We start from the raw sequence: 11,874 nt of genomic DNA, 5'->3' as shown, positions 1-11,874 counted from the left end.
CTCGGCGAGATCGGCGAGGATGGACGAGAACGCCACGGCGCCGCGCTCAGGCGACGCCGACGATCTGGAGCTTGCTCTCGAGCGTCTCGCGGTCGAACGGCTTCATGACATATTCGTCGGCGCCCGCCTCGATCGCGGCGCGGATATAGGCCATGCCGTTCTCGGTGGTGCAGAACACCACCTTGGGCTTCTCGGCGAGCTCGCTCTCGCGCAGCGCACGGAGGAAATCCATCCCGCTCATCACCGGCATGTTCCAGTCGAGCAGGATCACGTCGGGCGGCGTCGCCATGCAGCTGTCGAGCGCCTCGCGGCCGTCACCGGCCTCGCGCACCTCGAAATCGAGGGTCTCGAGGATGTGCCGCGCGACCTTGCGGATCACCTTGGAGTCGTCGACGACGAGGCAGGATTTCATCTTCAGCCACTCTGTTACTGCACCGGATGACGCCTTGTGCCCGACAAGAGTAAGCGTCGCGTTAATCGAGGCAGGTGATCGATACCATTCGATTGCTTCGTCAGGCGCCGACCGGGATCAGCGCAGCCAGATCGATCGCCAGCACCGGCTCCCCGTCCCGCTCGATCAGCCCGCGCGCGATCGCGCTCCAGGCGGGGTCGAGCGCCACGCCGTTGGCGAGCGGCTGCAGCGTGAACTGCGCGACGTCCTCCAGCGCGTCGACCAGCAGCGCATAATGATGCCCGTCGGCGCGCACGATCACCGCCCGGCCCGGCCCGTCCTCGGCCGGCAGCCCCAGTGCCACGCGGGTGTCGATCACAGTGACCACCCGGCTGCGCAGCGCCGCCAGTCCGCGTACGATCGCGGCGGCGCGCGGCACTGCGGTCACGTCGCCGATATCGACCACCGATTCGACCTGGTCCGACTCGATCGCGACGGTACGCCCGGCGATCTGGGCGACGAGATAGAGCGCGGTCACTGCCCCCCTCCCGCAAGCTGGCGCTGCACCGCCGCCAGGATGCCGGCGCGGTCATAGCGATAGATGCTGTCGGTCTCGGCGCCGGCGACACGCTCGCGCCGCAGCCGCACGACCGGTGCGGAGTGGCCGGGCGCGATCGCGGCATCGTCGAAGGCGAGCGTGGCGAGCGCCCCTTCCCCCGGCTCTTCGGACGCGACCACGCGATAGCCCGCCTGCTCCAGGATTGGGCGGAGGAAGGTGCTCATCCAGCCGTCGGCGCTGTCGACGATCCGGACGGCATTGGCGCCGGCGTCGGCACGCTCGGCATGGGCAGCAAACAGCCAGTGCACGTCGAGCAGCTCGACCGGCTCGCCGCCGACCAGCGCCACGCCGGCAACCGGCCCCGGCGCGCGCGGCGGAGCGATCTCGTCGGGCAGCGCGACGATGTCGAGCGCCTCGCCCATCGCATAGCCGATCTCGCTGGCGCCATCGCGCAGGCGCAGCACGCCCAGCCGCTCGCGCCCGGCGACCTCGCCCAGCGCCGCCAGCGGAATGATATGCCCCTCGATCGCGAGCCGCAGCGTGCCCGCCGCGAACGACGCCGCGCCGCCATCGACTTCCTCGACGCGATCGACCACCGCCAGCGGTACCGCACGGACCATGTCGTCGAGATCGCGGAACAGCAGCGCCGGCGTGCCGGCCGCTTCCACCTCGATCTCCACCTCGTCATCGGCGCCGATCCGCCGCTCGAAGCGCAGCCCGGCGTCGGCGGCGATGCCAGCGCAATCGATCATCAGCATCGGCCGTCCGCTGTCGGGCAACGTCTGCCCGGCGTAGAGCCCCGACGCCATCACCGCCGGCGCCGCCGGCTTGATTACCAGCTCCTCCGCATCGAGCACAGAATCGACCGCCAGCGCGAAGCTGCCGACGCCGAGCCCGACGATCGCCAGCATCCGCCCGGCCGCGGCATCGGCGCGGGCGATGCCCAGCCGTTCGCCGAGGTCGACCAGCGGCAGCCGCCGCTCGCGCACCGTCGCGACGAAGCTGTTGCCGACTTGGTCGACGCGGATCGCCTCGCCATGCTCGTTGACGATCTCCTCGATCGCCTGGCGCGGGATAGCGAAACGCTGGTCTCCGACGCGCACCACGATGGTGGGGATGATGGAGAGCGTCAGCGGCACATGGATGGCGATGCGCAAGCCCTTGCCCGGCGCGCTGTCCAACTCCACCCGACCGCCGATCTGCTCGATCGAGGTGCGGACCACGTCCATCCCGACGCCGCGGCCGGAAATATCGGTCACCTCGTCCTTGGTCGACAGGCCCGGCTCGAACACCAGGTCGAGCCTGGCCCGCTCGGACAGGCTGCGCAGCTCGCGCTCGCTGCGGCCGTTCGCGACCAGCTTGGCGATGACGCGTTCGACGTCGATGCCGGCGCCGTCGTCGGCGATCTCGACGATGATCTGGTTGCCCGACTGGCGGGCGGAGACGCTGAGCCGCCCGTTCTCACGCTTGCCGAGCGCGCGGCGGCGAGCGGGTTCCTCGATGCCGTGGTCGATCGAGTTGCGGATGATGTGGCCGAGCGGATCGCGCAGCGCCTCGATCATCTCGCGGTCGAGCTCGACGTCGGCGCCCTCGATCGACAGCGTCACCGACTTGCCGAGGCTCGCCGCGGTATCGCGCACCATCCGAGGCAGCGCGGAGAAGAGCTGGTCGATCTTCTGCATCCGCGTCCGCGTCACGGTCTCGCGCATGTCGGCGACGGTGGCGGACAGGCGTTCGAGCGCCGCTTCCAGCGCCGGATCGGGATCGTCGTCGCGCAGGCGCCGCGCCAGTTCGTTCCTCGCCAGCACCATGTCGGACATACCGCTCATCATGCGATCGAGCAGGTCGACGCTGAGGCGGACGCTGCGCGACGGCGCGCGCAGCGTGGAGGCGGCGGCTTGTGCGACCTCCTGCGATCCTTCCGAGAGCGCGGCGATCAGCAGATCCTCGCCGGTATCGGCGATGGCGCTGCCGGCGTCGATCGCTTCGACCAGCTCGCCGATACGGTCGACCACCGCGAGCACGGCATTGACCAACGCACGATCGGGCGTGCGCTCGCCCGCGCGGACGGCGGCGAGCACGTCCTCGGCGGCATGGCTGAGCCGGGCGAGCCGCGGCAGGTCGAGGAAGCCGCAGCTTCCCTTCACCGTATGGACGAAGCGAAAGATGGCATCGAGCCGGGCGCGATCTCCCGGATCGGCCTCCCACGCCACGATCTCGCCCGAGAGCGCCTCCAGCGTCTCGCGCGTCTCCGCAATGAATTCCTGGAGAAGGTCGTCCATCGTCCCCCGCACGTCTCGCGCGGAGTTCTTGCCCGTGACAGGGTTAAAACGGCGTTTAGAACGCGCGCGTGTCGTGGGTCGAAAAAGTTGTTCACGCGGAGACGCGGAGGACGCGGAGATACGTCGCCTGCCGGCGTCTCAGCCGCGCCAGCGGCCTTCGTGCTTATCGCTTGCTACAGGCAGAAAGGTCTCGCTGACGCGAGACAGCGGCTACAGGCGAGACACCTCCGCGTCCTCCGCGCCTCCGCGTGAACCAAATCTTCCTTCTTCTTCGTGTCTTCACGAGAACAAGACACTACGCGGCAACGCTCGCGAACGCCGCCCCGAACAGCAGCACCGGCGCCCCCGGCTCCGACACCTGCAGCTCGCCCCCCTGCTCGCTCACCAGCGCACGGGCGAGGTGCGCCGCGGCGGAGCGCGGCGTCACCGGCGCGTCGCCACCGTTGCCGGTCAGGGCATCGCGCAGCTCGTCGTCGAGCACGATGCGCGGCCCTTCCGCCCGCACCACGATCTCGATCTGTCCCGACGCCACTTCGGCGCCGATATCGAGCTGCCCGCCGCGCACCAGCGCGTCTCCGGCGATCAGCGCGAGGTTGAGCAGCACCTTGACCGCCCCCTTGGGCAGTTGCGCCTCATCGATCAGCCAGCCCAGCTTCACGCGATGGTTATCGCCGAACAGTCCGGTGATCGCCGCCTGCGCCTCCCGCGTGTCGATGCTGTCGCCGAAGCCGCCCGCGGCACCGAAGGCGAGTCGGAAGAACTTGAGCTTGTTGGCCGAGGCGCGCGCGCTTTCGGACAAGAGCTCCAGGCAGCGCTCGCGCATCGCCGGATCGGTCTCGTCCGCCAGCAATTCGAGCCCGTTGTTGAGCGCGCCGACGGGGGACAGCAGGTCATGGCAGAGCCGTGAGCAGAGCAGGCTCGCGAAATCGGTGGCGGAAAGGTTCAAATCATCGCTCCGGTCGACAGGTAGGTCTTTTGGCCGAAGCCTCAGGCCGCTGCAACCGGCGTCAGCACGAGCTCGACCGGGCGGAAGCCCGCCGCCGCCGCGCGCCACAGCGTCGCCTGGTCATCCGCAACGATCATCCACAGCCTGTCGTCGGGCTGGGCGGCCTCGGCGTCGGTCGGCGACGGTTCGGCGCGGCCGCCCGGATGCGAATGGACATAGCCGATCAGGCGCGGCCCGCCGGCACGCTCGGCCCGCATCGCCGCGAACAGCGCCGCCGGGTCGATCTCGAAATAGCGCGCGGGATCGGGATGCACGTTTGCCGTCTGCCGCCAGCCGGTGATCGCCGTCTCGTCGCCGAACAGAAGGCCGCAGATCTCATGTCGCTCGGCGGCCGCGGCGGCGAGGATCGCGTCGAGCAGGGACCTTGAAATTTCGCACCGCATCACCATCTCTCGTAGCGTAATGGACCGGGGGGTTTCCATCATCGAAGCGCGGATTGCTGGCTCGGCCGACGGCTGGAGGCTCGATCGTGCGCTGGCGGATGCGGTGCCCACCCTCTCCCGCGAACGATTGAAGGCGCTGATCTCGTCCGGCCAGGTCGTCGGCCCCGATGGCCCTGCCCGTGATCCGGCACGCAAGGCGCTGGCCGGCGCGGAGTTTCGCATCACCGTGCCGGTGCCCAGGCCGGCGCACAACGAGGCGCAGGACATCGCGCTCGACGTGGTGTTCGAGGACGAGCATCTCATCGTCGTCGACAAGCAGGCCGGGCTGGTCGTGCATCCCGCCGCGGGCAACCTCGACGGCACGCTGGTCAACGCGCTGCTCCACCATTGCGGCGGCTCGCTCTCCGGCATCGGCGGGGTTGCGCGGCCGGGGATCGTCCACCGCATCGACAAGGACACGTCCGGGCTGATGGTCGCCGCCAAGACCGACCGCGCCCACGAAGGTCTCGCGCGTCAATTCAGGGCGCACAGCGTCCAGCGCCGCTACAAGGCGATCGTGTCCGGCGTGCCGTCTCCCCAGGGGAAAGTGGACGCGCCGATCGCGCGAAGTGTCAACAACCGAAAGAAGATGTCCCTCGTTGCCGAGGGGAAAGGGAAACATGCGGTCACCCATTGGCGCCTCCTGAAACCCCTGTTCCACGCCGCTCTCGTCGAATGCCGACTGGAGACCGGCCGCACCCATCAGGTGCGCGTCCACATGGCCTCGATCGGCCATCCGCTGCTCGGCGATCCCGTCTATGGACGAACCAAAACCGAGCATCGCGCGTTATTGGAAACGCTGAATTTCCGACGTCAGGCGTTGCATGCGGCTCATCTCGGGTTCATTCATCCCGTGACAAGCACCGCTTTGGCGTTCGATAGCGAAATGCCTGCAGACATGCAGGAACTGTTCACCGAACTTGTCGTATAGCATTTTGAAACGCGGCACCGCCCGCCACGTGGGCGTTCCTCCGCAGAAGGGAGACTTCACCATGGCAAGCGCAACCAACGTCCCCGCGACGATCCCCGCGCTCGGCGGAGAGGCGAGCCTCAACCGCTATCTCGCCGAGATCAAGAAGTTCCCGATCCTCGCGCCCGAGCAGGAATATATGCTCGCCAAGCGCTTCCAGGAGCATGGCGATCCCGAGGCCGCGGCGCAGCTCGTGACCTCGCACCTGCGCCTCGTCGCGAAGATCGCGATGGGTTATCGCGGCTACGGCCTGCCCGTCTCGGAGCTCATCTCCGAAGGCAACATCGGCCTGATGCAGGGCGTCAAGAAGTTCGAGCCCGATCGGGGCTTCCGCCTCGCTACCTATGCGATGTGGTGGATCCGCGCCTCGATCCAGGAATTCATCCTGCGTTCCTGGTCGCTGGTGAAGATGGGCACCACCGCCGCGCAGAAGAAGTTGTTCTTCAACCTCCGGCGGATGAAGTCGAAGCTCGACGCCTTCGAGGAGGGCGACCTTTCCCCCGAACACGTCGCCAAGATCGCCAAGGATCTGGGCGTGACCGAGGAGGAGGTCAACTCGATGAACCGCCGCATGGCGATGGGCGGCGACACGTCGCTCAACGTGCCTATGCGCGAGGACGGCGAAGGCCAGTGGCAGGATTGGCTCGCCGACGATTCGCCCTTGCAGGACTCGGTAGTCGCCGAGGCGCAGGAAGCGGATGTCCGTCACGACATGCTGGTCGAGGCGATGGACGACCTCAACGACCGCGAGAAGCACATCCTCACCGAGCGTCGCCTGACCGACGATCCCAAGACGCTCGAGGAGCTGAGCCAGGTCTACGGCGTCAGCCGCGAGCGCGTCCGCCAGATCGAGGTGCGCGCGTTCGAGAAGCTGCAGAAGGCGATGATGCGCCTCGCCGGCGAAAAGCGGCTGTTGGCGGCGTAAGCCGTCACCTTCCCCCGTTCGTCCCCGGACTAGATCCGGGGTTGTCGAACCACCGTCCTTCTTCTCGAGTAGGTCGAAAGTGAAGAACGGCCCTTCGACAAGCTCAGGGCGAACGGGATTGGGGATGGTTCACCCTATCGAGAAACTGCGCTAGGCGTCGCTCGCATGGGGGGCGCCATCGCCAACGCGACGAACAGGCGCGGCCGAGCCAAGCGGCCGCGCTCCTTCGTTCGCCGTGTCTTCGGCTGGCTGTTCCGGCTGGTTCTCGCCTTCCTGATCCTGTCGGTGGCGATGACGGTGATCTATAAATTCGTGCCACCGCCGATCACCTGGACGATGATCGGCGACGTGTTCGCCGGCCACGGCGTCACCAAGAAGTGGATGCCGCTGAGCCGCATCGATCCCGACATGCCGCGCGCGGCGATTGCGGCGGAGGATGCGCGCTTCTGCTCGCACAATGGCTTCGACTTCCGGGCGATCGCCGGCGCCGCCGTCCGCAACGCCAAGGGCGGCCGCATCCGCGGCGGCTCGACAATCAGCCAGCAGACCGCCAAGAATGTCTTCCTGTTCCAGGGCGGCGGCTATGCCCGCAAGGCGTTCGAGGCCTATTTCACCGTCCTTATCGAGGCGATCTGGGGCAAGCGGCGGATCATGGAGGTCTACCTCAACGTCGCCGAGACCGGCATCGGCACCTACGGCGTCAACGCCGGCGCGATGCGCTACTTCAAGCACGACGCCTCGCGCCTGACCTCGCACGAAGCCGCCCAGATCGCGGCGGTGCTGCCCCTCCCGAAGAAGCGTCCCGGCATCGCGCCCAGGGGCTTCACCCGTCGCTACGGCAATGCGATCAACCGCCGCATCGCCACAGTGCGCGACGGGGGGCTCGATGCCTGTCTGCGCTGAGTCTGCAGGCTAATCGATCTTGTTGGCCGCGGTCTGCGCGGCGTCGCCCACCTTACCCGCCGCGTCGCCGATATCCTTGGCAGCCTCGGTGGTCGCCTGTGTCTTGAGCGTCTCGTTCTTGCCTTGATTGATCAGGAACACCGCGGCCACGATCACCGCGACCAGCAATACCAGCCCGATCACCAGGCCGCCGCCACCGCCGCGGCGTTCGACAACGGTCACGTTGGGGGCGCCCGCGTTACCAGGCTGCGTGGTGGTCGTTTCGACCCGATCGTCGCTCATGATCCACTCCCTTCGTCATGACTGGCGCCACAACGAAGGGAAGTGAACCGCCGTTCCCTCGGCGCAACGATCTCAGAAGGGCAGCTTGAAGCCCGGCGGCAGCGGCAGGCCGCTGGTGAGCTTGCCCATCTCGGCCTGCGACGCGGCGTCGGCCTTGGCACGGGCGTCGTTGAAGGCGGCGGCGACCAAGTCCTCCACCATTCCCTTCTCGCTCGGCTGCAGCAGCGATTCATCGATGTCGACCGCGATGATCCGGCCCTTGGCCGATGCGCGCACCTTGACCAGTCCGCCGCCCGAGACGCCCTCCACCTCGATCGTATCGAGATTCTCCTGCGCCTTGGTCAGCTCGGCCTGGACGTTCTGCGCCATGGCCATGATGTCTTCGAGGTTCTTCACTGTCGTTTGCTCCGATTGGTCCAGTCGAGTTCAGCGCCCGGAAAGGCCGCCATTGCCGCAGCAACGATCGGCGAGGCGAGCACCGCCTGGCGCTCCGCCTCCTCCGCCGCCGCTTCCTCCTCGGCCAGCGTGGCGGCGCCCGGTGCGGCATCGGTCTCGATACGCCACTTGCGACCCGTGATCCGCCGCAAGGCCTCGCCAAGCTCCCGTGTGAAATCCGCCGGCAGCGGCGTCGCCGAGCTGGCGACGATCTCCGGCGGCTCGAACCGCACCGGCCGCAGCGAATTGCGTACGCGCCGGCCGAGCATCTGTTCCTGATTATCTTCCAACAGCACCGCAAGCTCCGCGACGGTGGTCGGCAACGGCCGCTCGGCGGGCGATGGTGGCGGCGGTGCGGAGGTGGCTGCGGCGAGAGGCGCCCCCTCCCCGCTCGCCAGCCGCCGCGCGAGCTCGCCCGGATCGGGCAGGCTCGCGGCGTGGACTAGGCGAAGCAACGCCATCTCGGCAGTCTCGATCGGCAGGGCTGCCCGCGCGACCTCGTCATGCCCCTTGAGCAGCAGCTGCCACAGGCGATGCAGCGCCGGAAAACCCAGCTCGCCAGCCCAGCCTTCGAACGCCTCGCGCTCCTCCGCGGCCTGGGTCGCCGACATGTCGGCGCCGAGCTTGGCGAGGGTAATGCCGTGCACCGTCTCCAGCAGCGTCTTGAGCACCGCCGCCGGATCGACGCCGAGATCATATTGCTGGCGCAGCGCCGCAAGCGCCGCCGATGCATCGCCGGCAATCAGATGTCCGAACAATGCCCGGATCGCGCCGCGATCCGACAGGCCGAGCATGTCGCGCACCGCCGCCGCGGTCACTCTGCCGCCCTCCTCGCCGGCATGGGCGATCGCCTGGTCGAGGATCGAGAGGCCGTCGCGCGCCGATCCTTCCGCCGCCCGCGCGACCAGCGCCAGCGCCTCGGGCTCCGCCTCGACACCCTCCGCCTTGGCCACCTCGGCGAAATGCCCGGCGAGCAGCTCGGCCGGGATGCGCTTCAGGTCGAAGCGCTGGCAGCGCGACAGCACCGTCACCGGCACCTTGTTGACCTCGGTGGTCGCGAACAGGAACTTCACATGCGCCGGCGGCTCCTCCAGCGTCTTGAGCAGGCCGTTGAAGGCCGCCTTCGACAGCATGTGGACCTCGTCGATGATGTAGATCTTGTAGCGCGCCGAGACCGCGGCATAGCGCGACGCCTCGATGATCTCGCGGATGTCGTCGATGCCGGTGTGACTGGCGGCGTCCATCTCGATGACGTCGATGTGGCGCCCCTCGGCGATCGCGCGGCACGGCTCGCACACGCCGCACGGGTCGATCGTCGGCCCGCCCTGGCCGTCCGGTCCGATGCAGTTGAGCGCCTTGGCGATCAGCCGCGCGGTCGAGGTCTTGCCGACCCCGCGCACGCCGGTGAGCAGGAAGGCATGAGCAAGGCGGTCGCGCCGGATCGCATTGCCCAGCGTGGTGACCATCGCATCCTGGCCGATCAGCGCGCCGAACGTCTGCGGCCGGTATTTGCGGGCCAGCACGCGATAGGCGTCGTCGCGCCTGGGCTGCGGCGGCTCGCCGAGATCGAGGGAATCGGACATTGTCTGCCAATCTAGGGCGAGGCATCACCGATGTCGAAGCCTGAAGGAGATACGCGTGCCCCTGATGACCAGCCTTCTCGCCGTCATACTGGCCGGCGCTACCCCGGCCGCCGAGGCCCCGCCCCCGTCCCCTCCGCTGTATCAGTTGCGCATCTATCAGCTCAACGAGCCCAGCAAGGCCCGTTTCCACGCGCGCTTCCGCGACCATGCGCTGCGCATCATGAAGCGCCACGGCTTCGACGTCGCCGCCACCTGGGAAGCGACGCACGATGGCCGGCCGGAGTTCGTCTACCTGCTGCGCTGGCGCGACGAGGCGGCGTTGAAGGCAGGATGGGCCGCTTTCCGTGCCGATGAGGAATGGAGCCGGATCAAGCGCGAGACGGTCTCGCCCGAGGCCCCGATCATGGGGGAGATCGAGGAGCGGACGATGGTGCTGACCGACTATTCGCCGGGCAGGCCATGAGCGGTCAGTGCCGGGTCGGCTCGAGATGGCCGAGCTTGTCGGGATTGCGCATCACGTAGATCGCCCTGATCTGACCGTCTTCGACCAGCAGCGCGGTGGTCTGAAGCATGCCGTCATTCTCGCGCGTGACGAAACCCGGCAGACCGTTGACGAAGCCGTAGCGCACTACCTGTGACGTACCCTTGCGGAAGAAGCGCGCGAGGCTCTCCCACAGCTTCATCACATCGTCGAAGCCCACGATCGGCCGCAACCCGGCCGGGCGCTTGCCGCCGCCGTCCGAATAGACCGCAACATCGCTCGCCAGCATCGTCCGAAGCGAGGTCATGTCGCCCTCGCGCGAGGCTGCGAAGAAGGCAGCGGCGATCTCCAGCCCGTGGCCCTTTTCGACCGGGAAACGCGGACGCTCGGCGCGAACGTGGTCGCGGGCGCGCGAGGCGAGCTGGCGGCAGGCGGCGGGATCGCGGCCGATCGCCTCGGCGACCTCGTCGAAGCCGAGCCCGAACACGTCGTGGAGCAGGAACGCCGCCCGCTCCAGCGGTGAGAGACGTTCGAGCGCGAGCATCAGCGGCAAGGTCACGTCCTCGACCGGCTCCGGCTCGACCACCGGATCGGGCAGCCACGGACCGACATAGTCCTCGCGCCGGTGGCGAGCCGACTTGAGCTGGTCGAGGCACAGCCGGGTCACGACGCGACGCAGGAACGCCTCAGGCTCCCGCACCGCGCCACGATCGGTGCCGAGCCAGCGCAGGAAGGCATCCTGCACCACATCCTCGGCGTCGGCGATCGAGCCCAGCATACGGTAGGCGACGCGAACCAGCCGCGGTCGCAGCGGATCGAAGCTCGATGCGGCGTCCGCGGCCGGTTCGCCCGCAGTCATGCCGCCTCCTTCGCCTCGACCGGCGGATGGCCGGCATGGACGGCACGGAAGCCGGCGCCGAAGCGGTTCCAGGCGTTGATGATGCCGATCAGCATGGTCAGCTTCACCTGTTCCTCCGGTGTGAACTCGAAGGCAAGCTCGGCATAGTCCTCATCGGGCGCATGCGTCTCCGACAGACGGGTCAGCGACTCAGTCCAGGCCAGCGCGGCCCGCTCGCGCGCGGTGAACAGCGGCGATTCACGCCAGGCGGGGAGCATCAGCAGCCGCAATTCGCTCTCGCCGGCCTTGCGCGCCTCCAGCGTGTGCATGTGGAGGCAGAAGGCGCAGCCGTTGAGCTGCGACGCGCGGATCTTCACCAGCTCCTGCAGCGAATGCTCGAGGCCATCCTTGGCCTGCGCGACGGAGAAGTCGGCGAACGCCTGCATCATCTCGGGCGCGACTTCCCAAACTTTGAGACGGGGGGTCATGATATTCGCTCCTTTCGTCATAGGGTCCGATGGCATGACGAGGCAGCGAGCCCATGTGTGACATGGGGGCGAAAATTTTTTGGAGGGTTAGAAGAGCGCCGCGGCAAAGCCGCGTCGTCGGACGGCGCTTCTGGCGCCGCCGGCCGCGCGCATCGCGGATTCTCGCCGTAGCTTCGCTACGTCTTGGCGATGCGCGGTGGGAGCCGGAACGACCCGTGGCGAAATCGTTACGGCTGCTTCCTTCCGGACCTGACCGGGTTGGCGACGGCACACGTCCGCCCGACTCCCGCGCGGGCATATGGGGGAGTC

14 protein-coding genes and 1 other RNA gene are annotated in these 11,874 nt (G+C 68.1%); 4 read left to right on the top strand and 11 right to left on the bottom strand.

Features of this window, described 5'->3' with window-relative positions; genetic code table 11:
• Positions 1-46 precede the first annotated feature (46 nt).
• The 5 genes from LZK98_RS10765 to LZK98_RS10745 all read right to left on the bottom strand — a co-directional run bounded on the left by LZK98_RS10765 (position 47) and on the right by LZK98_RS10745 (position 4,621).
• Positions 47-412 carry a response regulator gene (locus tag LZK98_RS10765; protein ID WP_233782304.1) on the bottom strand — a complete coding sequence of 122 codons (366 nt, stop codon included), beginning with the start codon at positions 410-412 and terminating at the stop codon, positions 47-49.
• A gap of 100 nt (positions 413-512) precedes the next feature.
• A complete protein-coding gene (locus tag LZK98_RS10760; protein WP_233782303.1) occupies positions 513-929 on the bottom strand; it encodes a chemotaxis protein CheW in 417 nt (138 codons plus the stop codon).
• On the bottom strand, positions 926-3,232 hold the full coding sequence (locus LZK98_RS10755; protein ID WP_233782302.1) for a chemotaxis protein CheA: 2,307 nt from the start codon (positions 3,230-3,232) through the stop codon (positions 926-928). Before LZK98_RS10755 ends, LZK98_RS10760 begins: the two co-directional genes overlap by 4 nt.
• 295 nt (positions 3,233-3,527) lie before the next feature.
• Positions 3,528-4,178: a histidine phosphotransferase family protein gene (locus LZK98_RS10750; protein WP_233782301.1), complete on the bottom strand. Its 651-nt coding sequence runs from the start codon at positions 4,176-4,178 to the stop codon at positions 3,528-3,530.
• Positions 4,179-4,219: 41 nt separating this feature from the next.
• Positions 4,220-4,621 (bottom strand): M67 family metallopeptidase, encoded by a 402-nt coding sequence (locus LZK98_RS10745; RefSeq protein WP_233782300.1) that lies wholly within the window; start codon positions 4,619-4,621, stop codon positions 4,220-4,222.
• A 19-nt stretch (positions 4,622-4,640) separates the two neighbouring features.
• Here LZK98_RS10745 and LZK98_RS10740 point away from each other — a divergent pair, with 19 nt between their 5' ends.
• From LZK98_RS10740 to mtgA, 3 genes are all read left to right on the top strand, one after another.
• Complete coding sequence (locus tag LZK98_RS10740; RefSeq protein ID WP_233782299.1) at positions 4,641-5,591, top strand: RluA family pseudouridine synthase; 951 nt, start codon at positions 4,641-4,643, stop codon at positions 5,589-5,591.
• A gap of 61 nt (positions 5,592-5,652) precedes the next feature.
• Positions 5,653-6,555: an RNA polymerase sigma factor RpoH gene (gene rpoH / locus LZK98_RS10735; protein ID WP_233782298.1), complete on the top strand. Its 903-nt coding sequence runs from the start codon at positions 5,653-5,655 to the stop codon at positions 6,553-6,555.
• A 165-nt stretch (positions 6,556-6,720) separates the two neighbouring features.
• Entirely contained in the window at positions 6,721-7,458 is a 738-nt protein-coding gene (gene mtgA, locus LZK98_RS10730) for a monofunctional biosynthetic peptidoglycan transglycosylase (RefSeq protein ID WP_233782297.1), read from the top strand.
• Positions 7,459-7,467: 9 nt separating this feature from the next.
• Here the strand turns inward: mtgA and LZK98_RS10725 are convergent, their stop codons facing one another.
• From LZK98_RS10725 to LZK98_RS10715, 3 genes are all read right to left on the bottom strand, one after another.
• A complete protein-coding gene (locus tag LZK98_RS10725; RefSeq protein WP_233782296.1) occupies positions 7,468-7,740 on the bottom strand; it encodes a hypothetical protein in 273 nt (90 codons plus the stop codon).
• A gap of 72 nt (positions 7,741-7,812) precedes the next feature.
• Positions 7,813-8,136 (bottom strand): YbaB/EbfC family nucleoid-associated protein, encoded by a 324-nt coding sequence (locus tag LZK98_RS10720; protein WP_233782295.1) that lies wholly within the window; start codon positions 8,134-8,136, stop codon positions 7,813-7,815.
• On the bottom strand, positions 8,133-9,758 hold the full coding sequence (locus LZK98_RS10715) for a DNA polymerase III subunit gamma/tau (protein WP_233782294.1): 1,626 nt from the start codon (positions 9,756-9,758) through the stop codon (positions 8,133-8,135). Before LZK98_RS10715 ends, LZK98_RS10720 begins: the two co-directional genes overlap by 4 nt.
• Before the next feature lie 64 nt (positions 9,759-9,822).
• Here LZK98_RS10715 and LZK98_RS10710 point away from each other — a divergent pair, with 64 nt between their 5' ends.
• A complete protein-coding gene (locus LZK98_RS10710; RefSeq protein WP_233786558.1) occupies positions 9,823-10,221 on the top strand; it encodes an NIPSNAP family protein in 399 nt (132 codons plus the stop codon).
• A 4-nt stretch (positions 10,222-10,225) separates the two neighbouring features.
• Here LZK98_RS10710 and LZK98_RS10705 read toward each other — a convergent pair whose 3' ends face one another.
• The 3 genes from LZK98_RS10705 to ffs all read right to left on the bottom strand — a co-directional run bounded on the left by LZK98_RS10705 (position 10,226) and on the right by ffs (position 11,856).
• The gene (locus LZK98_RS10705; RefSeq protein ID WP_233782293.1) at positions 10,226-11,098 is read right to left on the bottom strand and encodes a sigma-70 family RNA polymerase sigma factor; all 873 of its coding nucleotides are present in this window, start codon (positions 11,096-11,098) and stop codon (positions 10,226-10,228) included.
• Positions 11,095-11,565 (bottom strand): carboxymuconolactone decarboxylase family protein, encoded by a 471-nt coding sequence (locus tag LZK98_RS10700; protein ID WP_233782292.1) that lies wholly within the window; start codon positions 11,563-11,565, stop codon positions 11,095-11,097. The genes LZK98_RS10705 and LZK98_RS10700 overlap by 4 nt, the downstream gene beginning before the upstream one ends.
• Before the next feature lie 192 nt (positions 11,566-11,757).
• Positions 11,758-11,856: signal recognition particle sRNA small type (gene ffs, locus LZK98_RS10695), an RNA gene on the bottom strand.
• Between the last annotated feature and the right edge of the window lie 18 nt (positions 11,857-11,874).

Origin of the sequence: Sphingomonas cannabina, assembly GCF_021391395.1 — a bacterium.
In the GTDB taxonomy this organism is placed as follows: domain Bacteria; phylum Pseudomonadota; class Alphaproteobacteria; order Sphingomonadales; family Sphingomonadaceae; genus Sphingomonas; species Sphingomonas cannabina.
Note: the sequence above shows the minus strand (reverse complement) of the source record. Positions and strands in the feature narration are given on the sequence as shown.

Bases quoted from the DNA above. Each gene is read 5' to 3' on its own strand.
- rpoH (WP_233782298.1), top strand. From the start codon at position 5,653: ATGGCAAGCGCAACCAACGTCCCCGCGACGATCCCCGCGCTCGGCGGA.
- LZK98_RS10700 (WP_233782292.1), bottom strand. From the start codon at position 11,565: ATGACCCCCCGTCTCAAAGTTTGGGAAGTCGCGCCCGAGATGATGCAG.
- LZK98_RS10705 (WP_233782293.1), bottom strand. From the start codon at position 11,098: ATGACTGCGGGCGAACCGGCCGCGGACGCCGCATCGAGCTTCGATCCG.
- LZK98_RS10765 (WP_233782304.1), bottom strand. From the start codon at position 412: ATGAAATCCTGCCTCGTCGTCGACGACTCCAAGGTGATCCGCAAGGTC.
- LZK98_RS10755 (WP_233782302.1), bottom strand. From the start codon at position 3,232: ATGGACGACCTTCTCCAGGAATTCATTGCGGAGACGCGCGAGACGCTG.
- mtgA (WP_233782297.1), top strand. From the start codon at position 6,721: ATGGGGGGCGCCATCGCCAACGCGACGAACAGGCGCGGCCGAGCCAAG.
- LZK98_RS10725 (WP_233782296.1), bottom strand. From the start codon at position 7,740: ATGAGCGACGATCGGGTCGAAACGACCACCACGCAGCCTGGTAACGCG.
- LZK98_RS10745 (WP_233782300.1), bottom strand. From the start codon at position 4,621: ATGCGGTGCGAAATTTCAAGGTCCCTGCTCGACGCGATCCTCGCCGCC.
- LZK98_RS10740 (WP_233782299.1), top strand. From the start codon at position 4,641: ATGGACCGGGGGGTTTCCATCATCGAAGCGCGGATTGCTGGCTCGGCC.
- LZK98_RS10715 (WP_233782294.1), bottom strand. From the start codon at position 9,758: ATGTCCGATTCCCTCGATCTCGGCGAGCCGCCGCAGCCCAGGCGCGAC.
- LZK98_RS10710 (WP_233786558.1), top strand. From the start codon at position 9,823: ATGACCAGCCTTCTCGCCGTCATACTGGCCGGCGCTACCCCGGCCGCC.